This is a genomic window from Reichenbachiella agarivorans (assembly GCF_025502585.1).
Lineage (GTDB): Bacteria > Bacteroidota > Bacteroidia > Cytophagales > Cyclobacteriaceae > Reichenbachiella > Reichenbachiella agarivorans.
In genome coordinates, this window is the sequence record NZ_CP106679.1 from 140,894 (window position 1) to 165,941 (window position 25,048).

23 protein-coding genes are annotated in these 25,048 nt (G+C 41.5%); 9 read left to right on the forward strand and 14 right to left on the reverse strand.

Translation table 11 applies throughout. The features are described 5' to 3' along the window. Positions 1–86: 86 nt before the first annotated feature. A complete protein-coding gene (locus N6H18_RS00545; RefSeq protein WP_262309898.1) occupies positions 87–1,292 on the reverse strand; it encodes a molybdopterin molybdotransferase MoeA in 1,206 nt (401 codons plus the stop codon). Positions 1,293–1,346: 54 nt separating this feature from the next. On the opposite strand from N6H18_RS00545, the gene moaC reads away from it, so the two are divergent. Both moaC and N6H18_RS00555 read left to right on the forward strand, forming a co-directional pair. Further along, positions 1,347–1,823: a cyclic pyranopterin monophosphate synthase MoaC gene (gene moaC, locus N6H18_RS00550; protein WP_262309899.1), complete on the forward strand. Its 477-nt coding sequence runs from the start codon at positions 1,347–1,349 to the stop codon at positions 1,821–1,823. Continuing rightward, positions 1,816–2,949, forward strand: coding sequence for an NTP transferase domain-containing protein (locus N6H18_RS00555; RefSeq protein WP_262309900.1), 1,134 nt, complete (start codon positions 1,816–1,818; stop codon positions 2,947–2,949). The genes moaC and N6H18_RS00555 overlap by 8 nt, the downstream gene beginning before the upstream one ends. Here N6H18_RS00555 and N6H18_RS00560 read toward each other — a convergent pair. Further along, positions 2,946–3,356, reverse strand: coding sequence for a molybdenum cofactor biosynthesis protein MoaE (locus N6H18_RS00560; protein WP_262309901.1), 411 nt, complete (start codon positions 3,354–3,356; stop codon positions 2,946–2,948). The genes N6H18_RS00555 and N6H18_RS00560 overlap by 4 nt on opposite strands. Next, complete coding sequence (gene moaD, locus N6H18_RS00565) at positions 3,356–3,598, reverse strand: molybdopterin converting factor subunit 1 (RefSeq protein WP_262309902.1); 243 nt, start codon at positions 3,596–3,598, stop codon at positions 3,356–3,358. Before moaD ends, N6H18_RS00560 begins: the two co-directional genes overlap by 1 nt. A 119-nt stretch (positions 3,599–3,717) precedes the next feature. On the opposite strand from moaD, the gene N6H18_RS00570 reads away from it, so the two are divergent. Beyond that, complete coding sequence (locus N6H18_RS00570) at positions 3,718–4,077, forward strand: DUF7009 family protein (protein ID WP_262309903.1); 360 nt, start codon at positions 3,718–3,720, stop codon at positions 4,075–4,077. 8 nt (positions 4,078–4,085) lie between these two features. Continuing rightward, positions 4,086–5,093, forward strand: coding sequence for a GTP 3',8-cyclase MoaA (gene moaA / locus N6H18_RS00575; protein ID WP_262309904.1), 1,008 nt, complete (start codon positions 4,086–4,088; stop codon positions 5,091–5,093). Here the strand turns inward: moaA and N6H18_RS00580 are convergent, their stop codons facing one another. Both N6H18_RS00580 and N6H18_RS00585 read right to left on the reverse strand, forming a co-directional pair. Continuing rightward, positions 5,094–5,846, reverse strand: a complete 753-nt coding sequence (locus N6H18_RS00580) for a hypothetical protein (RefSeq protein ID WP_262309905.1) — start codon at positions 5,844–5,846, stop codon at positions 5,094–5,096. A gap of 203 nt (positions 5,847–6,049) precedes the next feature. Next, complete coding sequence (locus N6H18_RS00585; protein WP_262309906.1) at positions 6,050–6,757, reverse strand: SIR2 family NAD-dependent protein deacylase; 708 nt, start codon at positions 6,755–6,757, stop codon at positions 6,050–6,052. A 114-nt stretch (positions 6,758–6,871) separates the two neighbouring features. On the opposite strand from N6H18_RS00585, the gene pta reads away from it, so the two are divergent. From pta to N6H18_RS00600, 3 genes are all read left to right on the forward strand, one after another. Further along, positions 6,872–8,977: a phosphate acetyltransferase gene (pta, locus tag N6H18_RS00590; protein ID WP_262309907.1), complete on the forward strand. Its 2,106-nt coding sequence runs from the start codon at positions 6,872–6,874 to the stop codon at positions 8,975–8,977. A gap of 43 nt (positions 8,978–9,020) precedes the next feature. Next, a complete protein-coding gene (locus tag N6H18_RS00595; protein ID WP_262309908.1) occupies positions 9,021–10,220 on the forward strand; it encodes an acetate/propionate family kinase in 1,200 nt (399 codons plus the stop codon). 73 nt (positions 10,221–10,293) lie between these two features. After that, positions 10,294–11,262 carry a GSCFA domain-containing protein gene (locus N6H18_RS00600; protein WP_262309909.1) on the forward strand — a complete coding sequence of 323 codons (969 nt, stop codon included), beginning with the start codon at positions 10,294–10,296 and terminating at the stop codon, positions 11,260–11,262. 73 nt (positions 11,263–11,335) lie between these two features. Here N6H18_RS00600 and N6H18_RS00605 read toward each other — a convergent pair whose 3' ends face one another. From N6H18_RS00605 to N6H18_RS00625, 5 genes are all read right to left on the reverse strand, one after another. Further along, positions 11,336–14,422 (reverse strand): ATP-binding cassette domain-containing protein, encoded by a 3,087-nt coding sequence (locus N6H18_RS00605; RefSeq protein ID WP_262309910.1) that lies wholly within the window; start codon positions 14,420–14,422, stop codon positions 11,336–11,338. An 83-nt stretch (positions 14,423–14,505) separates the two neighbouring features. Next, positions 14,506–15,315 carry a hypothetical protein gene (locus N6H18_RS00610; RefSeq protein ID WP_262309911.1) on the reverse strand — a complete coding sequence of 270 codons (810 nt, stop codon included), beginning with the start codon at positions 15,313–15,315 and terminating at the stop codon, positions 14,506–14,508. 84 nt (positions 15,316–15,399) lie between these two features. After that, positions 15,400–16,353, reverse strand: a complete 954-nt coding sequence (locus tag N6H18_RS00615) for an aldo/keto reductase (RefSeq protein WP_262309912.1) — start codon at positions 16,351–16,353, stop codon at positions 15,400–15,402. Positions 16,354–16,460: 107 nt separating this feature from the next. Further along, complete coding sequence (gene sucD, locus N6H18_RS00620) at positions 16,461–17,336, reverse strand: succinate--CoA ligase subunit alpha (RefSeq protein ID WP_262309913.1); 876 nt, start codon at positions 17,334–17,336, stop codon at positions 16,461–16,463. A gap of 62 nt (positions 17,337–17,398) precedes the next feature. Beyond that, on the reverse strand, positions 17,399–17,965 hold the full coding sequence (locus tag N6H18_RS00625; RefSeq protein ID WP_262309914.1) for a KdsC family phosphatase: 567 nt from the start codon (positions 17,963–17,965) through the stop codon (positions 17,399–17,401). 115 nt (positions 17,966–18,080) lie between these two features. Between N6H18_RS00625 and N6H18_RS00630 the strand changes: the two genes are divergently transcribed. Further along, complete coding sequence (locus N6H18_RS00630) at positions 18,081–18,206, forward strand: 30S ribosomal protein THX (protein ID WP_262309915.1); 126 nt, start codon at positions 18,081–18,083, stop codon at positions 18,204–18,206. 140 nt (positions 18,207–18,346) lie between these two features. Here N6H18_RS00630 and N6H18_RS00635 read toward each other — a convergent pair whose 3' ends face one another. Then, complete coding sequence (locus N6H18_RS00635; protein ID WP_262309916.1) at positions 18,347–18,802, reverse strand: DUF305 domain-containing protein; 456 nt, start codon at positions 18,800–18,802, stop codon at positions 18,347–18,349. Positions 18,803–19,183: 381 nt separating this feature from the next. Between N6H18_RS00635 and N6H18_RS00640 the strand changes: the two genes are divergently transcribed. Next, on the forward strand, positions 19,184–22,570 hold the full coding sequence (locus N6H18_RS00640; RefSeq protein ID WP_262309917.1) for a chondroitinase-B domain-containing protein: 3,387 nt from the start codon (positions 19,184–19,186) through the stop codon (positions 22,568–22,570). Between the two features lie 79 nt (positions 22,571–22,649). Here the strand turns inward: N6H18_RS00640 and N6H18_RS00645 are convergent, their stop codons facing one another. From N6H18_RS00645 to N6H18_RS00655, 3 genes are all read right to left on the reverse strand, one after another. After that, positions 22,650–23,096 (reverse strand): DinB family protein, encoded by a 447-nt coding sequence (locus N6H18_RS00645; RefSeq protein ID WP_262309918.1) that lies wholly within the window; start codon positions 23,094–23,096, stop codon positions 22,650–22,652. A 262-nt stretch (positions 23,097–23,358) separates the two neighbouring features. Further along, a complete protein-coding gene (locus N6H18_RS00650; protein ID WP_262309919.1) occupies positions 23,359–23,604 on the reverse strand; it encodes a hypothetical protein in 246 nt (81 codons plus the stop codon). Positions 23,605–23,932: 328 nt separating this feature from the next. Beyond that, complete coding sequence (locus N6H18_RS00655; RefSeq protein WP_262309920.1) at positions 23,933–24,841, reverse strand: hypothetical protein; 909 nt, start codon at positions 24,839–24,841, stop codon at positions 23,933–23,935. Positions 24,842–25,048: the final 207 nt, after the last annotated feature.

The window sequence follows — 25,048 nt, forward strand, 5'->3', positions numbered from 1 at the left end:
TTTGTTTTACGTTCTGTTTTTGAGCTTTTTGGGCTGTAAAGAGAATGTCTTAACATTCAATCCTTTCAACAGGACAGATGTGTTTGCTAAAGCGGACTAAAGGAATACACTAAGTATTCCTTATTTTTTTTATACACCTCCTGACCTGCGGGTAAATACAAAAAGCCTGTGCTCTTGGCGAGATTGACCAAATCCCCGGATCCATTTCCGGCCTGAGGCATGGCGTACAATCGTCCTTGGTGACTTTGTAAACTTACCTGCACAAAATATCCTAAATCTGGCTTGAATACCACATCCTCAGTCAACACTGCTACCGAGGTATCCGAATACGTGTGCAATTGCTTTGACAACCAAGGCATAAAATACACTTGAAAACACATCATGGTAGAAATGGGATTGCCTGGAAATGCAAACACTGGTTTTTTCTGATGAATCCCAAACCAGAAAGGCTTCCCTGGTCTTTGAGCCACTGTATGAAATTGCTTTTCCACGCCAAGCTCTTCCAATACCTGGGGCAAAAAATCTGCTTTGCCTTTTGAAACACCTCCGCTCAACAAAAGCACGTCATGTGATTTCAAAATATGGGACAACTCCTTTGTCAATATTTCATAATCATCGAGGAGATGAAACATGCTACAAGACACACCCTTCATGGTCAATACCGACTCCATCATGACCACATTTGATTTTCTGATCTGATAGGCTTTGGGGATTTGAGCTACATCTACGAGCTCGTCTCCTGTCGAAACAATCGCCACTTTGGGGAATTTTTGGACATACGTTTCCATGCGACCTACGGTAGCCAAAATCGCCAACACCCCTGCGTGAATCACTTGTCCAGGCGCTAGGAGCACCTCTCCTTCCTTCTGATCAGAACCTTGACGATGAACGTTCTTCCAACGAAAACCTTGTTCATCACTGATGGTTGCAAAACGTCTGCCATCTTGATCATGGAATACTACATCCTCATAGCGAATAACCATATCACACGATGAGCCTAGTACTGCACCTGTCATGACTTCCAGACATTGGTCATCACCCGAAATATTCTTGGCCGCTTCCCCCGCATACTGAACACCCGACACTTCAAACTCACGACGACCACTTACATATGCTTCATATCCAATGGCAACACCATCCATCGTCACCCGATCAAAAGGTGGAAAATCCCGATCAGCTCTCACCTCCTCTGCCAACACTCTACCCAAGCTCTCGCCCAAACTGACTCGTTCGCTCCCCCAGCTGGCATGATGCTCATCTATAAATTTTCTAGCCTCTTCGACACTTATCATCTGTTGATCCTATAATTTTGAATTAAAATTAACACTTCTCGACGCATTGCAATCATGGAAAAAAGACTTTCACACGTAGATGACAACAATACCCCGGCTATGGTCAATGTCTCCACCAAACAAACTACCCTCAGAACCGCTAAAGCCCGATCCATCATAGCAGTGAATGATGAAATCTTGGCATTGATAGAAAATGGCGACATCCAGTCTAAGAAAGGCCCTGTATTCCACACGGCGATTATCGCGGGTACGATGGGCGCCAAAAAAGCTGGTGATCTTATTCCTCTATGTCATCCAATTGGGATGGAAAGCTGTGACATCTCCATCGAAGTGATCGAAAGCAAAATTGTCATCTACTGTACCTGCAGCGTCACTGCCAAAACCGGTATTGAAATGGAAGCATTGACAGGCGCAAGTGTAGCAGCACTGACCATATACGACATGTGCAAAGCACTTTCTCACAACATAGTGATAGAAGAAACACGTTTGATCTCAAAAACTGGAGGAAAAAAAGACTACTATCATGAGTAAAAAACATCTGAAACACGCCAAAATAACTAAACCCGATTTAGGTGTATTTGCACGAACAGAATTCTCTATTCTAGGAACTCCATGTAGTGAAATCAAACAATTGGCACAAATCATTTGCTCTGCTCTGTCTCCTCACTATCAAATCGCCTATGCAGATGCGGACCATCAAAGTGCGGATGACTCCAGCAACCTAGAAGGGAGCATCTTGGCTACAGGTAGTTCTATGGAATATGTCGATAAAATCGATTTTCATCGCTTTGATCAAAAGACCACTCTCAATCCTTGGCGCTACAAAACTCACTTTAGAGATCTGGATCTTGTCATCATCAATGGCAACCACTTCGAGTCCAACCGTCAAATTCTAGTAATAGACCCTCGAAAATCTCTAGAAAAAAAATTGCATAAACTCACCCAGGTGCAACTTGTTCTTTTTCTAAATGAAGAAAAAGTCATACCAGACTATCTACAAGAGCATATTCCTGGCATAGAAAAAATCCCACAGTTCAAAATCAGTGAGACCGAAAAAATCATTCATTGGGTAAGACAACTGCTCACCCATGCTATCGCACCCATTCATGGATTGGTACTTGCTGGTGGCAAAAGTGAACGAATGGGACAAAACAAAGCCTTGATTGACTACCATGGCAAAAGCCAAAAGGCACACATGTATGACTTGTTATCAGCATGTACCTCACAGGCCTTCTATTCTGTCCGAGAAAACCCAGAAGACACATCCGAGATCGCAGATACATTTACTGGATTGGGGCCTTATGGCGCTATTTTGTCTGCATTTAGAAGCAACCCCAATGTAGCGTGGTTGGTGACTGCTTGTGACCAGCCCTTCCTCACTCAAGAAGTGATTCAAAAACTGATATCGGATCGTAATCCGTCCAAAGTTGCCACAGCATTTTACAACCCAGAAACAGACTTTCCTGAGCCTTTGATTACCATCTGGGAACCCAGAGCTTATGCTTATTTATTAGACTTTTTATCTCAAGGGTATTCTTGTCCTCGCAAAGTACTGATCAATACTGACATAGAGTTGATCAAATTGGATGATACCAGTGTGCTCAGAAATGTCAACACCCCTGAAGAATACCGAGCTGCGAGGCAAGAGCTGGATTAAGGGTGAGCTGACACCCAAACTTCTCCGTCTTCGAAACGTTCCTTTTTCCAAATCGGAACCGTCTTCTTGAGTTCGTCGATGATAAACTTGCAAGCAAGAAAGGCGTCTTCTCGGTGAGGGGTAGCAACTGCTATGACGACTGCCTTTTGTCCTATCTCGACCAACCCCACCCTATGCACCACAGCATAATTGAGTATCGTCCATAGCTGACTAGCTCGATCCACTATCTTCTGAATTTCTTTGATAGCCATAGGTTCATAAGCCTCAAAATCCAACTTTACCACTCGTTTCCCTCCTGTATTGTCACGCGTAGTACCCACGAAAATATCTACAGCTCCCGCACCAGGGTGACTCACTGCATCCAGTAATTCGTTGACATCTATCGGTTGTGATGTAATCCTAATCATTATCCTCCGCTCACTGGTGGTATTATGGCCAATTCATCGCCTTGTTGCACGATGTAATCATCATCTACATAGTCTTCATTGACAGCTAGTAGCACAGAGTTTAATTTATTAAATGCAGCGTACTTTGATTTTAGCTCATCCACTATTTCAGCCACAGTTTGTCCGTCCTTGATTTCCATATCAAAGGTACTTGTGCCCAAAATATCTCTCGCTATCCCAAATGCCAAAATGGATATTTGCATATTGTTGATTTAAAACTCAAATATAATTTCCTTCTAGCGAACTATACCGTTCATAACCAACAACTACAATAAATCCGAAGAATTCTATTCCAGAGATCAAAGAAGGAGTAATTTTGAAGATGAAATTGAGAATCTTAAACAATTCGATTCGCCTTAGACTGAACCAGACAGAAGTTAACACATTCGCTCAAGAAGGCATAGTATCTGCAGAACTACAATTCGGAATCAACAGCCTCGTCTACTCCCTCAAAAGAGATCATAAATCGCAAAAAGTAGAGGCCAATTTTGAAGGAAATGAGATTAGTATTTTAGTTCCAGTAGCGATTGCCGATCAGTGGATATTGCCAGAAGAAGTCGGATTTGAAAATGATGATCAAGCCAAAGTTAAATTGCTGATCGAAAAAGATTTTCAATGTCTACACAAAAGACCCAATGAAGATGAAAGTGATAGCTTTCCAAACCCACTAGCCACACGCTGAACCTACTGATGAACACAGCGAAGGAAAATATATTGATGGACAAATGGGGTAGACAAATGGACTACCTCCGAATCGCTGTGACGGACCGATGCAATCTTCGCTGCTTCTACTGCATGCCCGCAGAGGGAATCCAATACCTCCCGAAAAAGGATCTATTGAGCTATGAAGAGATCATCCGAATCACTCAAATCCTAGCAGAACTAGGTGTAAAAAAAGTAAGAATCACGGGTGGGGAGCCCTTTCTCCGCAAAGACCTGATGTCACTACTCCACCAGATAAAATCCATCGACGGAATAGAATCTCTCAATCTCACTACCAATGGCGTGCTGACCTATCCCCATTTGGATGAATTAAAGGATTTGGGTATCGATCATGTCAATCTCAGCTTGGATAGTTTGGATAGAAACAATTTCTTGGAGATCACTAGAAGAGATGAGTTTGACAAAGTCATGGATACACTCCATGGTTTGGTGGCTAGAAATATCAAAACCAAAATCAACATGGTAGTGATGCAAGGTAAAAACCACCACGAAGTATCTGCCATGGCCAGATTGGCTGAAGATAAAAACATCTCCGTTCGCTTCATTGAAGAAATGCCATTCAATGGGTCTACTTTTCATCAGGAAGAAAATTGGAATGCTACCCAAATATTGAACGAACTACGCAACAGCTATCCCACAATTGAAAAGATCGCAGATGAGAAAAACTCACCCTCTACTGAATACCAAATCCCAGAATTCAAAGGAACAGTAGGGATCATAGCAGCCTATACGAGGACGTTTTGTGGGACCTGCAATCGTCTGCGAATCACTGCTACTGGCCACATCAAAAATTGCCTATATGATGAAGGTGTATTGGATACCCGACAGCTACTCCGAGGCAACTATACAGACCAAGAAATCAAAGCAGAATTGCTCTCAGTCGTGCAAAAAAAGGAAGCCAACGGCTTCTTGGCAGAAGCTAACAGAAAAAACAATGCACCAATCACCGAATCTATGTCAACCATAGGTGGGTGATCAGAATACTCTCCTGATAGAAATAACCGCCTGGTCTACCATGGGTATGAATCGCTTGTCCTTGTATTGATAGAATTTGACTGCCAACACCAAGACAGTCGCTGTATTGTAGGAAATCAACCCACATTCCATCAACCTCAACTGGGAAGTCATCGGTTGCGTTGAGATTTTCAGAATCGGCAACATGGGGGTCTGGTAGTGTCCAAATTTGCTGTCCGTACTTGGAGATATCATCTCAAAAATCTCCGACTTCCGTTGGAAATCTGACAATGAAATAAGACTGGCAGAAATCTTGAAATTGGTGGCTCCTTCTGGAACTTCAAGGTCATTTTCGGGAACGAAGGAAGGGATATGCAATATCGCATGACCTTTGTGTGCTCCCGGTTTGATACAAAGCTTGGTGCGAACTGAACTATCAAATGATGTGTTTTCATTCAAGTCAAACCCCACCAAATCCTCAGCAATTTGATTCAACGAAAGCTTATTTGAATTGTCAAGTGAACTATTGATTTGTGAAGCAAGTTTCTTAGAACTGTACGCGCTAGTCATCGCATCCAATTCCATCCCCAACCCTTGATGGATGACCTTGCTGATATATGTTGCTACTGCAAACTTGTTTTTAAAAGGAATTTCACTTTCCTGACTAAGGCTTGTCGATGTAGGCTTGCTGTAGATATTGTTTTTTTGAGTGGTGATGGATCCTAATCCATCCGAATAAAGATAAGTACTACGTAATTCGAGGTGTGTTGACATAGCTGTTTTTGCAATTCCATTTTGGGTTCACTTGCCACAAGTGAAACAGGTTAATTTTTCAGTACGAACGAATATAAAAAATTAATTTAATAAAACAAGATGAAACACCTTAATATCAGACGTTTATACAAGTTGAAAGGAGAGATTTAAGTAAATACACTACTTAGCACAGCTATCCATACGACCTTTTCGCAGCTTATCGTTTACTGAGACAAAAATCTATTTCTAAGTAGTTGTGCAACTTTAGGGATTCCAGTAGTTGCCATTTCTTCCAAAAGATACAATTCAGCAGAAGAGTTTAATTCAGGCATTCTTGGATCTACTACATATTTGGGCACCGAAGGTTTGGCATAATGCATGAGTCCAGCAGCTGGATAAACCACCATGGATGTACCTACAATGATAAGCGCATCTGCAACCCGTACTTTCTCAACAGCCAAATCCATCATAGGCACCATCTCGCCGAACCAGACAATATGCGGGCGCAATTGCGACCCTTTTTCGCATTTGTCACCTAGCTTTAATTCCCATCCATCAAGATCATACACCAATCTTTCGTCCAAGGTACTCCTGACTTTGAATAGCTCACCATGCAGATGAATAACGCTGGTAGAACCAGCTCTCTCATGTAGGTTATCGACATTCTGAGTAATGACCGTAACCTCAAAATCGCTTTCCAGTCCTGCAATGGAGAGGTGACCTGTGTTGGGTTGAGCACCCAAGGCTTGCTTTCTCCGCTGGTTATAAAAATCCAAAACCAAGCTTCTATTTTTAGACCAACCTTGAGGTGTAGCTACCTCCATCACGTCATGACCTTCCCACAAACCATCTGAATCTCGAAAAGTCTTGATACCACTTTCTGCACTGATACCAGCACCAGTCAATACCACTATTTTCTTCTTTATTTTCATAATTATATTATTTCCTCTGTCATAAGTAAGTCCATTTTATGATTTTAATCACACCATCTCTACTATTTTCATTCTATCATTGCGACATTTAAAGCACTAACTAAACATCAAGCCATGTCCAATTCTGTGTTTATCTCCACGATAGAACCCAACTCAGGCAAATCACTGATTTCACTTGGTCTCATGGAGCTTTTGCTCCGAAAATCTGATAAAATTGGTTATTTCAAACCTATCATAAAAGGGAAACAAAAAAATAAGGATCATCATACCGAATTGATGTTGAAGTATTTCAATCTCAATCAAAATTATGAAGACACCTATGTATTCACAGGAGATCAGGTCAACAACATGTTGGGATCAGGTCAACAAGAACAGGTCATAGATCAAATCATTGACAAATACAAAACCTTTGAAAAGCAACACGACTTTGTACTCATCGAAGGAACGGACTTTGTAGGAGACAACATAGCCTTTGAGTTTGAACTCAATGCTGCCATAGCCAAAAACCTGAGCAGCCCTGTACTCATCGTCGGTTCTGGACAGTCCAAAACGCCAGAAGTAACCACCAGTGCCCTCAAGTTTGCTCTAGACTCCTTTGAACTAGAAGAGTGCGAAGTAATAGGTGCCATCATCAATCGTGTCGATGAAGAGGAAATTGACTCATTCAAAACCATGCTCAAGAAGAAACTAGGTGGTACTGGCAAGAACAAAGAACTCTCGGTCATCCCAAACAACAAGCTGTTGAGTAGTCCAAGTGTCGCTGAGATAGCCGACCAACTCAATGCAAAGGTAATTTTTGGTGAGGAACTAGTTCATCAGAAATTGGTCGATAGATTCTCGGTGGCCGGCATGACTCTGTCCAATTACTTGACCTTCCTGACGGAAAATTGTGCGGTTGTTGCTTCGGCAGATAGAGGTGAAATCATCATGGGAGCCTTGCAAGCACATCAATCTACCACCTACCCCAATATATCGGCTATCATACTGACGGGAGGATTTGATATTCCCGATTCCATCTACAAGCTATTGGAGGGACTAGCTACGACCGTACCGATTCTCAAAGTAAGTCCCAATACTTTCCAAACTGCTGTTCACCTCAATGAGGTAAAGTCCAATCTGTCCATACACAATCCAGACAAGATCAAATTGGCACTGAAATACTTCAACGATCAGATTGATGCTACGAATTTGGAGAATAAAATCATCGGATTCAAGCCAAAAGGCATGACGCCCAAGATGTTTAAGTACAATCTGAATCAAATGGCCCTGTCTCAGAAAATGCACATCGTATTGCCAGAGGGCAATGATGACAGAATCCTAAGAGCTGCCGAACAACTGCAAGTACTCAACATCGTCAAGCTAACTCTCTTGTATAGAGATCCAGAAGTGGTCATACACAAAATCAAAGAACTGGGGTTGAACATTGACCTGAAAAAAATCGACATCATTGCTCCCGCACAATCACCCAATTTCCTCAAATACGTCAAGCAGCTGTATGAATACCGTAAAGACAAAGGTGTGACCCTAGATGTAGCTGAAGATTTGATGAACGACGTGTCTTACTTTGGCACCATGATGGTACAGATGGGAGATGCCGACGGCATGGTGTCGGGTGCAGTCAATACTACCCAGCATACCATCAGACCAGCCTTGCAGTTTGTCAAAACACAACCTGGAATCAAGGTAGTTTCATCGGTCTTCTTTATGTGCCTTGACAATCGTGTATTGGTATATGGGGATTGCGCTGTGAACCCCAACCCTACTGCTGAGCAATTGGCAGAGATTGCTGTCTCATCTGCCAAAACAGCCCAAGCTTTTGGAGTAGAGCCTAAGGTAGCGATGCTTTCCTACTCATCAGGTGCGTCTGGCAAAGGTGAAGAGGTCGAAAAAGTACGTAAAGCAACCGAACTGGCGAAAGTCCTTGCTCCTGAGCTACTCATCGAAGGGCCTATCCAATACGATGCGGCCGTTGATCCCGAAGTAGGGTTGAAAAAAATGCCAGATTCGCAAGTCGCTGGTCAAGCCACAGTCTTGATCTTTCCCGATCTCAACACTGGCAACAATACCTACAAAGCAGTGCAACGAGAAACGGGAGCCATAGCCATTGGACCTGTGCTCCAAGGGCTCAACAAGCCTGTCAATGACCTCAGCAGAGGTTGTACCGTAGAAGATATTGTCAACACGGTCATCATCACGGCCATTCAATCACAAAAAAACTAACCAGGCAGGAATTCATTTTCCTAGTGGATTAAATTCTTATCAAATGAAAATATTGGTTTTAAACTCCGGAAGTTCCTCTCTCAAGTACCAGCTATTCGATATGCCCGAGGGCAAAGTCCTGTGCGCAGGTCTAGTGGAGAAGATCACCGAAAAAATTGGACGTCTGGAACATAGCTATGATGGAAAAAAAATAGTCGTAGAAGAACATTTTCCAGATCACAAAGTGGCGCTCAACCAAGTGGCACAAGTGCTCACCGACCCTCAATACCACATCCTAGAATCGGCCGACGAAATCGAAGCAGTAGGACATCGAGTGGTACACGGTGGAGAGAGCTTCAGTGCGACCACTGAGATTAATGAAGAAGTCAAAAGCAAGATAAAAGAACTATTCTCACTTGCTCCCCTACACAACCCTGCCAACCTACAAGGTATCGAGGTGGCTGAAAATATATTTGCGGCAGCCAAACAGTACGCAGTATTCGATACAGCCTTTCACTCAACACTCCCAGAAGAAGCCTATCGATTTGCCATTCCAGAGGAGTTTTACTCCCAATACGGCACACGTGTCTACGGCTTTCATGGTACTTCTCATCGCTATGTTGCCAACCAGGCGATTCAGCATTTAGGCTTGAAAGAAGAAGACAGTAAAATCATCACCATCCATCTAGGCAATGGCTGTAGCATGGCTGCCATCCGAAACGGAAAGTCGGTTGACACTTCCATGGGACTGGGTCCCTTGTCTGGACTCATCATGGGTACGAGATCAGGCGATCTGGATCCTTCTGTAATTTTTTATCTCCTAGAACAAGGATACGAAATCGAAGAAATCAAATCTACCCTGAACAAAAAGAGTGGCATGAAAGGCCTCACTGGGGACAATGACCTGCGCAACATCAACGCCAGAGCTAATGACGGTGATGCAGCAGCGGTACTAGCACTCAAAATGTACAGCTATCGAATCAAGAAATACATCGGATCTTATATGGCAGTCTTGGGAGGTCTGGATGCCATAGTCTTCACGGCAGGTGTCGGAGAAAATGATGCCGCTACACGCGCAAAAGCATGTGCTGGATTAGAGGCCTTTGGCATTTCGATCGACTCACAACAAAATCAACAACGAAAGTCCAACATCCATGAAATCCAAGATGGAAAAATCAAAATCCTCGTTATCCCTACAGACGAAGAATACGAAATCGCCAGACAGAGCTATAATTTAACACAGGGAAAAACACCATACGAATAATGGTGTTTTAATAGTTTTAAATACTGTCAAACCGCATTTTTGAACTATCTTTTTCAAAATATTCAGTATTAACATGACACATTTTAGAACAGAGCTATTTATAGACGAAAATCCAGATAAAATCAAAGCAGACTCTAAAATCCTTTCTTTTGGATCCGGGTTTACTGAATCTTTGATGAGTCCAATGAACAAGTACAACTTCAACATCGTCAACAACCCATACGGTACCATATACAATCCGATTTCAATTTTTAACCTGATCACTGACACGATCAACAACAAAGAAATCAATACCGATCTACTGACCGAGAATGATGGGCAATGGAATCATTATGATTTCCACCCAGAACACAGTGCTGGTTCTAAAGATGAGTTGGTTGAGCGCTTGCAACAAAAGGTAACAGAAACACATGAATACCTCAAGAAGACAGATTATGTGATCATTACCTTGGGCTCTGCCTTTGTGTACAAACTCAACTCAACCAAAAAAATAGTTGCCAACTGCCACAGAGGCTCTCGTGAGCAATTCAGTAAGGAACTACTCACACCACAGGCCATTGTTGATGGATTTAGAGAAATCTATAATTCGCTCAACCATGTCAAAAACATCATCTTGGTCGTGAGTCCTGTCCAACACACCAAAGACACCTTGACACTCAATGCTGTAAGCAAGTCAGTCTTGAGATTGGCGTGCCACATGATCATGAGTGAGTTTGCCTATGTCAAATACTTCCCTGCTTACGAGTTTCTGTTGGGTGACTTGCGTGATTATCGCTTTTATGAAAAGGACTTGATTCACCCCAATGAATTGGCAACTGACTATATCTTCAAAAAATTTGCCGAAGGGTATTTTCATCCAGACATCAAAGACGCCATTCTGAACATCGAAGAATTGCTCAGTGGCATGCACCACGCACCGTACAACCCTCAGAGTACCGAGTACAAGAAAAGTCTGAAAGAAGCCATTGACAACATCAGTACAATGACTGACAAAATGGATCTCTCCGAGTTAATCAATGACCTGAAAAGCAAAATTGGATAACAACGATCATCAGACATCTAAAACTCTGACTTTGTACAATACCACAAGTTGTAGCCTGCGGTATTGTACAAAGTCAGGGTTTGCTGAATTTTCTCCCGAACCATTCGATGGTTTTGCGTAGCAGATCGTAGTAGAGCATGGCATAGGTGATGGCAGTCATGATCCAGATCACCATCAGATTAAAATAAAAAGTATCTATCTCCCACGACCCTATTACTTTGACTGGTGCATAAAAATGTGCATTCCCCAATCGTGATTCAGGAGTCATATAGATAGGGTCCTTTTTTCGAATCAATTGATCCTCTCCGTCATATATTTTTCTGATCTTGTCTCTATTCAGTGCAATGGAATGTAACGCATCATTTTCATTATTTTTCTTGAGTAGAGACAAGCCATCCTTGCCAATTTCTTTGACCAGTTTTCGATAGGCTATTTCTCTATCTTCTACTGCCTTTTGTTTTTCGTCTTTGTACTTCTTCTTCAGTACTCGCAAATAATTTAAAGTATGCAGATGCAATGTAGAATCAAAGGTATCGTAGTACAACTCCCCCAATTTGCCAAACTGTGGATTGTCATCCATCTCCTGCAGCTTAGCTATTTCATTGCGGCATATCTTGAGATCATAGATCACCTGCCCACTATGATTCCCCTGGCTGACATCAGTCAGGGCATTGTTGAGTCGACCCGAAAGGTCAGGAATTAAATAAGCAAATTGGTAGCTGGCATCACTCATTCGCTTGTCATACTCATAAAAGTTTTTGCTGTATTTGTTGTTGGTGTCTTGCTCTACCGCTAGTGCTTCATAGGCCCATCGAGAAACCATCATATTGCCTATAAATGGCACATTTTTTTTGTCTCCAATCTCAAAATTAAGATCGTCAAACTTGATCATAGCACCTCCCAACAGTAGCTGTGGCACAAGAATCAATGGTATCAATATATAGATAGTCACGATCGAATTGAAACCAGATGAAATATTGAGTCCTACCATATTGGCAAAACATGCAGTTGAAAACAATATCAACCAATATTGAAAATTAAGCCCCTTGATCTCCAGTATGTAATTGCCCAAGAGGGTAAAAATCAGCACCTGAATAGCCGACAGACCAAACAAGTACACAATCTTGGAATTGATGTAGCTAAATCGACTCAGATTCAAGAAGGACTCCCTTTGGAGGATTTTCCTGTCCTTGAAGATCTCCTCCGCACTCACCGTGAGTCCTGTAAACAAGGAAACCACAATAGTCATAAACAAATAAATAGGGATGTTTCTGTTGTCACTAAAGTCATAAACACTGGTTTCGGAATACTTGGCCAAAAAACCCAAAATGATTGCCAACAGAGGTGGTTCCAGTATGTTGAGCAATATGTACTGCGTGTTAGATTTTTTGGATAATAAAATTCTCTTGATATAGACTAAAGACTGGTGGTAAAGATTTGGGATCAAGAAATTGGAGGGAGGCAATGCCGTCTCATATTTGACCTTTTCTACTTTGGACATGATATTCTCTTTGAACATCTCATACCATTTTTCTGGTGAGGTCTTCCTGTGCTTGGTCGAACTACCCTTTTCATCAATTTCTTTGGTCTCGATGATTTGTAGAATCTGCTCAGGAATCACATTGCCACAGGTTCGGCACTCGCTTTCTGCGGCATTGACCTGTGTGTTCATCGTTTTGAAATAAACCACCGCATCGATCGGATTGCCCGCATAGATGGGATAGCCTCCCTTGTCCAAAATCCACATTTTATCAAACAGTTTGTAGATATCCGACGAAGGTTGATGAATGATGATGATGACCAATTTCCCTTTTCGTGTTTGCTCTTTCAGTAGATTCATGACCTTTTCTGAATCCATCGATGACAGACCAGAGGTAGGTTCATCAATATAAAGTACAGAGGGCTCTCTCAATAGTTCCAAACCAATATTGAGGCGCTTTCTCTGCCCTCCACTGATTGTCTTGTTGAGTGGATCTCCTACTTTCAGGTCTTTAATTTCTTCGATATCGAGGTCTTCCAGTACTTTGTTTACCTCTCTGCGAATTCTCGCCTCAGAGAGGTCTCCAAAACAAAGCTTTGCATTGAAGTACAGGTTTTCGAAAACCGTGAGTTCCTCAAACAAAAGGTCGTCCTGTGGTACATATCCGATAACCCCTGATTGTACACTACGATTGATACTAAAACCATTGATCTTGATCTCGCCTGACATGGGCTTTAGTTTCCCATTGAGTAGATTCATGAGTGTGGATTTGCCTGTACCACTCCCTCCCATGATGCCTATCAGCTGTCCCGACTCCTCACTAAAAGTAAACGGCTTGATACCATTGTCACTGTTTTTGAAGTTGTATGTCATCTCGTCTGCTTGCAGCACGAGTTTGGTTCTTTTGACATCTAGCAAAAACTTTTTGCTGATATCGGACTCATAGATTGGCTTGATTGTACTGCCTTTGATGATGGCACCTGGGTTGAGGATATATACCTTTCCATTCTGGATCTTTTTTCCCTCCACAAACAAGCTGAGTGGCCCGGTATATCTAAACACAAAAGTATTGACACTCTCTATGTGCAAAACCACTATGGTTCCAAAAAGATTTTCGACCTGTACATGTCTGAAATCGGTGATACCTGGCTCGGTTTTTCTTTTCATCATCCAGGCTATTTCCTTGGGCCACTCGGTGACCTTGTTGTCAATGACCATGGCATTGCCCTTGTGTACATTTTTGATATCTACATCGAGAATAAATGAGCAAATATCATCGGTTTCTATCTTGGAGAGGTTAAAATTCAGAGCCACCAATTGCATGAAATCGTTTTCACGAGTTGACACCTTTTTATCCGTATTGATGAGTTCTACGAGTTGGATGAATACGAGTACGCGCTCATGCTGTAGCAGTTCTTTGTTGAGCTGCTGACAAATCTTGGTCACTTGGATAATGTTCTTGGTCTCGTTTTCTATCTCAGGAGTTGCAGAAGCTGCCTCTCGTCGGTAAAACTCTACATAGTCCTGAAACAGGTTGAGATACTGCTCGGAGAGCTCATGGTTGAGCTGCTTGTCCAAATAAGGCTTGACTATGATATGCCCTGTATCCACCACTTCATCTTTGACACTTTCGATAATGGCAAACAATCTCATCAGGGCATTTATAATCGATTCACTCATTGGGGTATTTTGGTTTTTGAGGTAAATTAAAAAAGGCATACTGAATAATCAATATGCCTTGAATTTTGCTTGGGATTAAATAATCAACCTGTGATTTCGTTTCGCGTAGACTCTACATTTTTCATGATGTCATCAAGCTGTCCTTTTGTAATTCCTACCTCTGGCTCTACTCCATCGTAGGTCAACTTCATGTAGTTGAGCAAAGGAGCAATGGCTTTGATATCCTCATCTTCTACATACTTGGCAGCTGCCTCAGCCAATACATTGGCTCCTGTTTTTTGCTTGGCGATGATGGACATCAACCTTGGATCGTAGTTGCTAGACACGGCCAACTGTGTCGTGATATACAAGCCTTCGATCCAGCTAGCTGAAACCACCAAGAAGGAAAGTTTCTCCTGTCCAGTCTTGTTCAGTTGCTCATAGGTATTGTAGAACGACTCAGTAATGATCAAGATCAATGAGTCCTGATTGTCGATATTGCTCTCAATTCTATTTACCATGCTTTCGTTGAATACACCTGGTACATCCAGACCATCCACCAAGGTTTTGGTTACTTTGATCAATGCCAAGGTTTCCTCATTCATGTTGTAGGTACTGGCATAGCTCAAATCCGCCCCATAAATCCCTAGGTTCAATGCTTTGGCTCTTTGTGTTTCATATTTGTCTACATTCTCTACTGGGTTGGTGATGTCCAACACGAAAGCCGCGTCTGCATCTTGTAGCAATGTAGTTACTTCATACGAAGTAGGGATTGGATAGTCAAATTCTCTTTTCACTACTTCTTTCACGTTGGCAGTAGTTACTTTTTCGGTAGTAGTTTCTTTTTTGCCTCCACAGCTGATGACGGCACTAGCCAAAGTGGCTAAAACAAATATGTGTAGATAGTTTTTCATAGTTTGTGTTTCGAAATGATCAAAATTTGATGGTGGGCAATTTAGTGAATGATGGATGAAAATATGAAATGCAGACCAAAATAATCAATCTTCCCAAAGACTCTTGGCACTGTAGTCTGAACCCTCCAAGGTGAAGTATTCTCCTCTTTCGTATCGGTAATTTGCGTTGAGCACCTCGATCGATTTCATCTCCTGCACTGTGAAGGGAATCGATGCTGCATCAAAATTTTCTTGAAGCCTGCTAGGATTGGTTGACTTTGGGATGACGGAGCTTCCTCGATTGATTGCCCATGCGATCAGAACCTGCGCAGCAGTAAGCTCCCTTGCTTTGGCGATCTCTGCGATCACGGGGTGCTGATAAAGATACGGCAACTCATGATTTGGCATTTTACTGGCTCGCTCTACCGCTCCCAGTGGTGCATAAGCTGTCAGAATAATAGCATTCTTCTGGCAAAATTTCAACAAGTCTCCTTGTTGCAGGTAGGGATGAGACTCTACTTGGTTGACCTCTATTTTGATCTTCGAAGATTTGTTGATGCGTTTGATTTTCTTTGAATTAAAATTGGACACCCCGATATGTTTGGTGAGACCTGCCATCACACATTCTTCCATCCCAGACCATGTATCTTCGAGACTCAGTTCATCCAAACTCACCAAATCGTCCGCTGTACTAGGAATCAACACCTGCTTGCGCTGAGCCACTGGCCAATGTACCAAATACAAATCCAAAAACTCCAAATGCAGATCAGACAATGTATGCTTGAGTGCTACGATCACATCCTCAGCTCTATGATGTGTATTCCATAGTTTAGAGGTGATCCACAGATCCTTTCGCTTCACTTCTCCCGCTGCTATGGCATCATTGAGTGCTCTACCTATTTCTTTTTCATTTTGGTATATTGATGCACAGTCAAAATGTCTATACCCTATTTGAATGGCCTTGCGCACCGCAGCATATGCCTCCTCATGACGTGATTGCCAAGTACCCAAACCGAGAGCTGGCATTTGGTCACCATTTTTCAACGAATAATAAATCATAACGAGGATTGTTGTCAAGAGGGAATTTACGAATATTTCAGATATGAAATAAAAAAAGCCTCAACAGTGATTGTTGAGGCTTGATGTTTTATCTATTCAATGGTCAATTAAGATGCCATTGCTTTTGCGATTGTTTCTCCGATGTCTGCAGGAGAGTTCACCACATAAAGGCCGCATTCTGCCATGATTTTCATTTTTGCTTCTGCTGTATCATCCGCACCACCGATGATTGCACCAGCGTGTCCCATTCTTTTTCCTTTTGGAGCAGTTTGTCCAGCGATGAATCCAACTACTGGCTTAGGGTTGCCCTGTGCTTTGATCCATCTAGCGGCTTCAGCTTCGTAGCTACCACCGATCTCTCCGATCATCACGATTGCATCAGTTTCAGGATCATTCATCAACATTTCTACAGCTTGTTTTGTAGATGTACCGATGATTGGGTCTCCACCGATACCGATAGCAGTAGAGATTCCCAAACCAGCTTTCACTACTTGATCAGCTGCTTCGTAAGTCAAGGTTCCTGATTTAGATACGATACCTACTCTACCCGTTTTGAATACAAAGCCAGGCATGATACCTACTTTTGCTTCTCCTGGTGTGATTACTCCTGGACAGTTAGGCCCGATCAATGTCAAATCTTTGCCTGAGATGTATTGTTTTGCTACAATCATATCTTTGACAGGAATACCTTCAGTGATGGTAATGATCACTTTGATACCTGCGTCTGCTGCTTCCATAATTGCGTCTGCAGCAAATGCTGGAGGCACAAAAATGATCGAAACGTTGGCTCCTGCCTGATCTACAGCATCTTGAACCGTGTTGAACACCGGTCTATCAAGGTGAGTTTGTCCTCCTTTGCCTGGAGTCACACCTCCTACGACATTGCTGCCATACTCGATCATTTGTGAAGCATGAAACGTACCTTCAGTACCTGTGAAGCCCTGAACTATGATTTTAGAATCTTTATTTACTAATACACTCATTCGATTTCAATTTTGTGCAAAAATAGGATAATTAATGGCTTTCGCAAGCTATGAAAAAAGGATTAAACTGTAAATTTTTGATAAGTCACCATCATATGCTGATCGATGAATTCTCTCACACACCCATCGCCACCCTTGGTAGTGAGTATGACGTCCACATACTCAAGGACTTCTTGTGAAGAATCTGCAGGACATGCAGACAAACCTACTTTGCGCATAGCTGGCAAATCATTGAGATCATCACCTATAAAAGCTACTTGATCCCAATCTAATCCCAGCTCTAACAGCCATCCAGCGAGAATAACATCCTTTTCCTCATGGCCTGCATACACATATTTGATGCCGAGCATTTTGGCTCTGGCTTCAATGGCACTAGCTGTCGAACTGTGACTGATGATGGCAACTATGATTCCCTGATTGAGTAGCATCTTGATCCCTAACCCATCCTTGGCACTGAATTTTTTAAATTGTGTACCATCATCCATGACATTGATGCTGCCGTCGGTCATGGTGCCGTCCACGTCCAGCACAACCATTTTGATATTGTAGGTATCGATCATGACGGCAATTATATAGCAAGAACGCAAGAAGTACAAGACAATCAGTTGTTTGAATCTACTTGATTGCATCTCATTGGTTTACCTAATTTAGCGTCAGTCAAATCCGAAGATCAACTTGTCAAGATTTGGTTGTTGCTCTAAAAGGTGCTAAATTCAATTAGAATTAAAATAACAAATTAATAACATGGGAAAAGGAGATAAAAAAACCAAAAAAGGTAAAATCAGTCAGGGATCATTTGGTGTGAGCAGACCTCACAACGTGAAGAAAGCCACCCCAACTGCTACTCCCAAAGACAAAAAAACCAAGTAATCCAATCATAGGATCATGAAAAAGCCCCAGCATAACTGTTGGGGCTTTTTCATGATCCTTTTCTGAACCTATTTTCCAGATCAAAAACTAGATTACAGGGTATTATTAATCTACAACCAGATACTATTCAGAAGAAATCCCTATTCACTTTCCAACCGCTCGATCATGCCTTTCATTTCTTCAATCTCCCGCTTTTGTGCAGCGATGATTTCATCAGCCAATTCTTTGACTTCTGGATCCTTCAAATCTGCACGACCACTAGTCAATATGGCTATTGAATGATGGGGAATCATCGCTCTCATCCATTTCAGATCATTTATTGGGAGTTGCTGTCTCACTAAATATATAGATGAGAGCATCAATAGAACACTCCCAACTAGGATGCTGTAGTTTTTAGTTTTGTTCTGGTACATCGGCCACATGAATAAAAGCATCACAATAGCCATCCCACTCACGCCGATCAATGTCATGTACATTCTAGTCCAACTAAAATACACATGACTGAACTCATACGTGTTGAAGTACATAGTGATGTACATCGATATAGCCGAACACACCAGCATGAGGATAAATTTAGTATAAGTTGAATTTTTCATTTTATAGCTTTTTGGTTGTAAACTTATTTTACGACCATTTGTCTACGGTAGTTTCCTGCCTTCTCGTCCAAAAACGGTGATAAGCTATAAAGAAAAGTACATGGATTGGTTCTCTATTTTGATTCAACTGGTGCATTCTGGTAGCACTTATCCCATCCATGGTTAATCTAATTCAACGCTTTTATACCCGTCAGTGATTGGCCTTTTCAATCCAAACCGAGAACTATTCAATACCAAATCATTCCTAATTGAGGCCAATCCGTTTTTTTTTGCAGGTTGCTCAAAATAGGTCTACCAAAAATTGGTTGACTAATTTCATTTTTTTATTAAATTGGTACCTCAGTTAAGCATGCTGAGAAACATTTATTAAAAAACATGATTATGAAAAGACTAATACGAATAGTAACTATTCCTGTATTGCTCTTGATCCAAACCGTTGTGTATGGACAAGATGTGATCGACACCTCATTCGAGGATTACACAGATGGCACCCTCGCTGGACAAAACAGCTGGACAGTCAATGATGGAATCGCAACCATAGTAACTGGTTCCGATTATATCCATACAGGTTCAAAGGGGTTGAAGCTGAGCTCCCCTGCTACCGAAGGCCCATTGGAAATCGACCATCTCGCCTATGACAAAACACAGACAGGCTTGTCAGGCAATGTTTACATTGATTTTTGGGTAAAGATAATTTCCTATGCCAGTGGAGATGGAGATGATTTTTATATACGCGCATACGATCTATTGCCAGACAATGGAGTCAGAAGAGCGGCAGAACTAAGGTTCTATCCAAGTGGAAGAATCAAAATTGCTGGTAAGGATGAAACACTCGAATTGACTGATGGTACTTACACCACAGGAACATGGATGAGAGTATCTCTGAGCATTGATTACGCTACCCAGCAATTTGAAATTGCATTGGACGGTACTGTTGTTGAACAGACCTTTGACTTCCGAGAACATTATGACGCAACAACCAAAGGAAGAACTAACGACATCAAAGAGTATCATGGCCTCCTACTGTATCATGATGACGGAACAGGCGGAGACTATGCAATCGACGATCTCTATGTAGGTACTACAGCGATAGATGATATAGCATTCACGCCTCCTACCACAGACCGTACGATCACTGTGACACAACCAGACAGAGCGACCATCACTTTGGATCCTCAAAAGGACATCTATCAAGTAGGAGAATCTGTCACTGTAACCCTCAGCGGAATAGAAGAACATTACAAATTGGGAACATGGACTGGTTCCTTGTCTGGAACTGAAAACCCAACAACTTTAACCTTAACGGGCAACGCAGATATTGGAGCCAACATCATCGTGGATGAATCAAACCCTCCTAATGATTATACAATCAACATCACCCAACCTGAAGGAGGAACAATTACAGTTGATCCAGCAAGTGGACCATACTATGAAGGTGACCCAGTAAAATTCACCCTTGTTCCAGCTATTGGCTATGAATTCAACTCTTGGACTGGAATCACCGGAACAGAAACTACTGTAAATCTAAACATAGCAGAAAACCTTGTCGTCTCTGCATCTCTCAGTCAAGGCTCATTCACAGAAAGAATCGTCAACGTATCGAACAAAAGCCAATTAGAGGATGCTTTGGAAGACATCCAGCCAGGTGATCGAATCATATTGGCGGACGGTACCTATGATGGTGTCAGAGAGACTATCAAACAGTTGGGAGGAACAGGGCAATATCCTGTAACTATAGAAGCCGCCAACCAAGGAATGGCTAAAATCACGGGTGAAAGTAGATTCTACCTAGAGCAGGCTGCCTATATCACATTCTCAGGTTTGGATTTTGATGTATCCATTACCACGCTCTTCAAATTGACAGGATGCAACAACATCAGAATTACACGGAATGTTTTCAAAAATGCAGGAGACGGGGGATCTTCCAAACTCATCATCATCGGTGACGTCTGGGAAGGTGAGATTTGCACCAGTCATCACAACCGCATTGATCACAACTTGTTTGATGGCAAGTCAGATACAGGTGCGCTATTGGTAATCGACGGTACTCATGGTACAGTTCCACAAGTATCTCAATACGATAGAATCGACCATAACCATTTTAGAAACATCGGGCCAAGAATAACCAATGAGAAAGAAACCATCCGCGTTGGTTTGAGTGATCTGTCTTTGAGCTCTGCTTATTGCACGATTGAAAACAACTTGTTTGAAGCGTGTGATGGTGACCCAGAAATCATTTCTATCAAATCCAATGACAATTTTGTCCGCAACAACACTTTCTTGCGCTCACTTGGTACAGTTTCATTGCGACATGGCAACAGGACTGAAGTGAGTGGCAACTTCTTCTTCGGAGATGGCAAAACAGCTATGTTCGAAGGAGAAGTCATTGGCTGTGGAGGTGTGAGAGTATATGGCAAAGATCATAAAATCTTTAACAATTACTTTGAAGGTCTGACTGGAGATAGATGGGATGCGGCATGTACTTTGACGCAAGGAGATGCCAGCAATGATAATGTCACACAAAGCTCCAACCTCACCAAACACTATGTAATTGAGAATCTAGAGTTTACCCACAACACACTCGTCAACAACGCCTCAGATATCGAAATTGGATACCGAGATGATTGGGGTAAGAAACCTATAAATGTGTTGATTGCCAACAACATCATTGTTCAGGACAAAAACCCCGTGACAAAAGTATATTTTGCTGGGACAGATAGTGATGTATCGTTTGCAGACAACATCATCTATACAACAGGCACAGCTACTTGGGGAGACATCGCCTTTACAGCCGCTGAAGCTAGCAATGTAAATCCTCAATTGGAGAAGAGTACCTGCAAAATACCTGAGGTAGATTGTACGACAGAATACCCCATTGCAATATGGAAAATTTCAAGTGCAAGCAGTCCTGCAGTAGACCCTACACCTGCTAATACCATCGCAGGAGTGAGTGTTGGAATAGAAGGACAAGCCACCACTGGCACGAGAGACATCGGTGCTGATGAGTACAATGGCACAGACGCCATCACCAATGGAGCGATCGATGCTAGGTATGTAGGGCCAAATGCCATACCATTTGGAATAGATGCAAATGCAGTTTACAGCATCACATTGGTACAAACAGATGGCGGTACGATTTCCGTTTCTCCTGTTTCTGAAACCTACGCTGCAGGTAGTAAAGTGACATTTACGGCAACAGCCAATGAAGGCCTATTCTTCAATTCATGGAGTGGATTTAGTGGTACACAAGCAGTCATGGAAGTGGTCGTCACCTCTGACATGACAGTCAGTGGTGTCTTTTCTGATGTCGTACCAGAATACAACATAGTCTTGACTCAAACCGAAGGGGGTACTATTGCGGTATCACCAGCGACTGGGCCATACACATCAGGCAGTACAGTGACATTTACGGCAACAGCAAACAATGGACATTCATTTGTGGCGTGGAATGGCATCACCGCTACCGACAATGTAGTAGAAATTGTGATCACATCAGATTTGAATGTGAGTGCTGAGTTTTCAACCATCACTAGTTCTACTGAACAGCTATCAGATCTGATTCAGACATATCCAAACCCATTTGTGGGCAGTATCACATTGGAATCAAAAACACCCGCTACTGTCACTATCTATGGAATCGATAAGCATATGGTTGATTCATTCGAGTTGAAAGATAAAATTGAATGGACAGCCCCTACGCCAGGTCTGTATATTGGACATGTGTCATCCAATGGCAAGACTCAGATTTTAAAACTACTGGCTCAGTAGATTAAAAAAATAGATTATCACATGTAAAACAGCCCCTGCGAAACAGATTTTGCAGGGGCTTTTCATTTCAACTAGTTGGCTATTTTCCTACTATTTGATTGAGGTGATGTTCGAGATGGTCAACATAATCCACCATTAAGAACCTCAAATCACAGATATTGTTCTTACCCAATTCGATTGGATAGCTCAGGGTGGTCTCATCTTGCTGACTAATCACATTCTTGATTTGGTGATTGATAGATAGCCAGAGATTGGCAATTACCTCAATGTCAGCATGCTGGTAGTCATTGGCTATGACTAGTTCCTCTTGATTATATTTTCTAATCTTGAAGGGCTTTTCTTCAAATTGAATCTCCGTAAACCGCTGAAGGTTGTTGATGCCTGAGTCAACCAAATGTCCCAAAATCTCCTTCTTTGACCATTTGCTAGGGTTGGTCTTTTGGGCCAGTTCTGATTCGTTGGATGTAGAGATAAATTCCATCCCTAACTTTAGTAATTTTTCTAATCTCATGATTAGTTCTTCCATCTTGGAATACCTCTATGGTTTAGCTGAATGTTGGTTTTGTATTGAACCTGCTACATTTGTGAAGACAATGTATTATGGGCTTTTATTTCAATTCTCATTACAGACATTCCGTTACCTCTGAAAAGAGAAGCGTTTCGGACATGACCAATCCTCAGAATTAGAATCTTCTGTAAAGATCGTCAATAAATAAGTCATTTGATTTTGCTGGTTCTGAACCTCACATTTCTTTTTGTCCTTAACGCCTTCTCCCAAAACTCAGTCATTATGCACAGATTTTATCTTCCAAGATTTGGCATTTAATCCCTGATTTATTCAGTAAAGAAATTATTTCGTTAGAGTTGAAATTATTTCCTTCAATTCTCATAATAGTGTGTCCACAAGGAAAAGGTAATCCTGTTTCATTCAAATCAGTGTTGATTTTTAAATCTGAATGGTCACTTAGAATGGATTTTTCAACTTTATCCGCTTGATCCTGACTTTCAATGTTTGTTATAAATACTTCTATCATTGTGGTTTTTTTAAATTTTTAGTGTCTCTATCTGGTCTAAGCGAGACGCTTAGACCCAAACAACAATTTTAGTAAACATTTAATAGATTTATTAAATAGGACGGAAGTATACAAGACAAATTCTACTTTGTGACATTTACGGTCGTCTATTGGCTTGATGTCTTTATGAGAGAAGAATACAAAAAAGGATTGGTAGAACTGTACTTCTTGGATATATATAAGGAAAAGGTCTAAGTGAGGCGCTTAGACCAGAGGAGAATGGGCAGTGAAATGGGAGCGTTGCACCGAAGTATCAAATAGCTCTGTTAGCCATCCACTATATCGCTTGTTAGAGATATTCATCTATTAATTCACTTGTTCTATTAAAAACAAATTGAGATAAATGATAAATAATGTAACAATAACAGATGATGGTTGTCGATATAGATAAGGGTGTTAAGTTCAATGCCGCAACATATGCCGATGAAACACTTAGCAATGGCATAATTAGGCCAAAGGATATTAAAATTACTAGTTCGGCAAATAGAAATTTAAACACTCTCGGAATACCTTGTAAAACAATTTGCATGTTGGTTAAAATTGCAGGAATGTCTTTTTGATAAAAATCACTACTAATATCCCAGAGCATTTTAGCGTTAAAGGATTCCACTTCTTCAGAGTTGACCAAATGCATCAAATCTTTAGAAAAAGGTTCTTTTAGAATCTGACCAATATTTCCAAAACTCACATTAACTCTCGCAGGTTTATGTGCAAGGAAATACCAAATGTTATTGAAAGCTTCATGCTGATTATGAAGTTCATCAAATGTGTATTTGTGTTCGATGGTTTCAATAAATGAAATTTCACCGCCAAAAGGTATGTTGACAATGCTTTGGATAGATAGATACAGTCTAGTTGTTCTTGATTCGAAATTGGGATCATTCACGATTCCATGTCTGCTATCGGGTTCTTCAAAGGCATTCAATCTCGTTCTATGATTAATTGCCGGGAAGTTTTCCTTTAATCTGCGTAAGTAACTGCTATCAACTTCGTTCCCCCATATATCAGGAGAGTTAAGTAGGTAATAGAGAGCTTTGCGAAAATGGGTTAGTTTTTGGGTCAACGGAATTATGCGTTCTCTAGCTCTATCAAATTCTTGGTAGAGTCGGTTTATTCCATTCATTAAAGTTGTGATAACCATTGCCGAAAAGATCCCTGTTGAGGTTATTAGTATTCTGTTAATATCGAATGCTTTCACTTCTGATATTTTTAATTCTAGGAGCAATAGACTCAGAATTTCCAATGAGATAATGACAAGGAGAAATCTCCAGTTTAGTGATTTTAGAAAGCTATTAAGTTTCCTGTTCAACCTGCTCATTGGTAAAGATTATCTCTAACATAGTATAAAGCACACCATGTACTTTACTTACTCTAAAAATGCTTGATTTTAGGTTCTAATCCACCT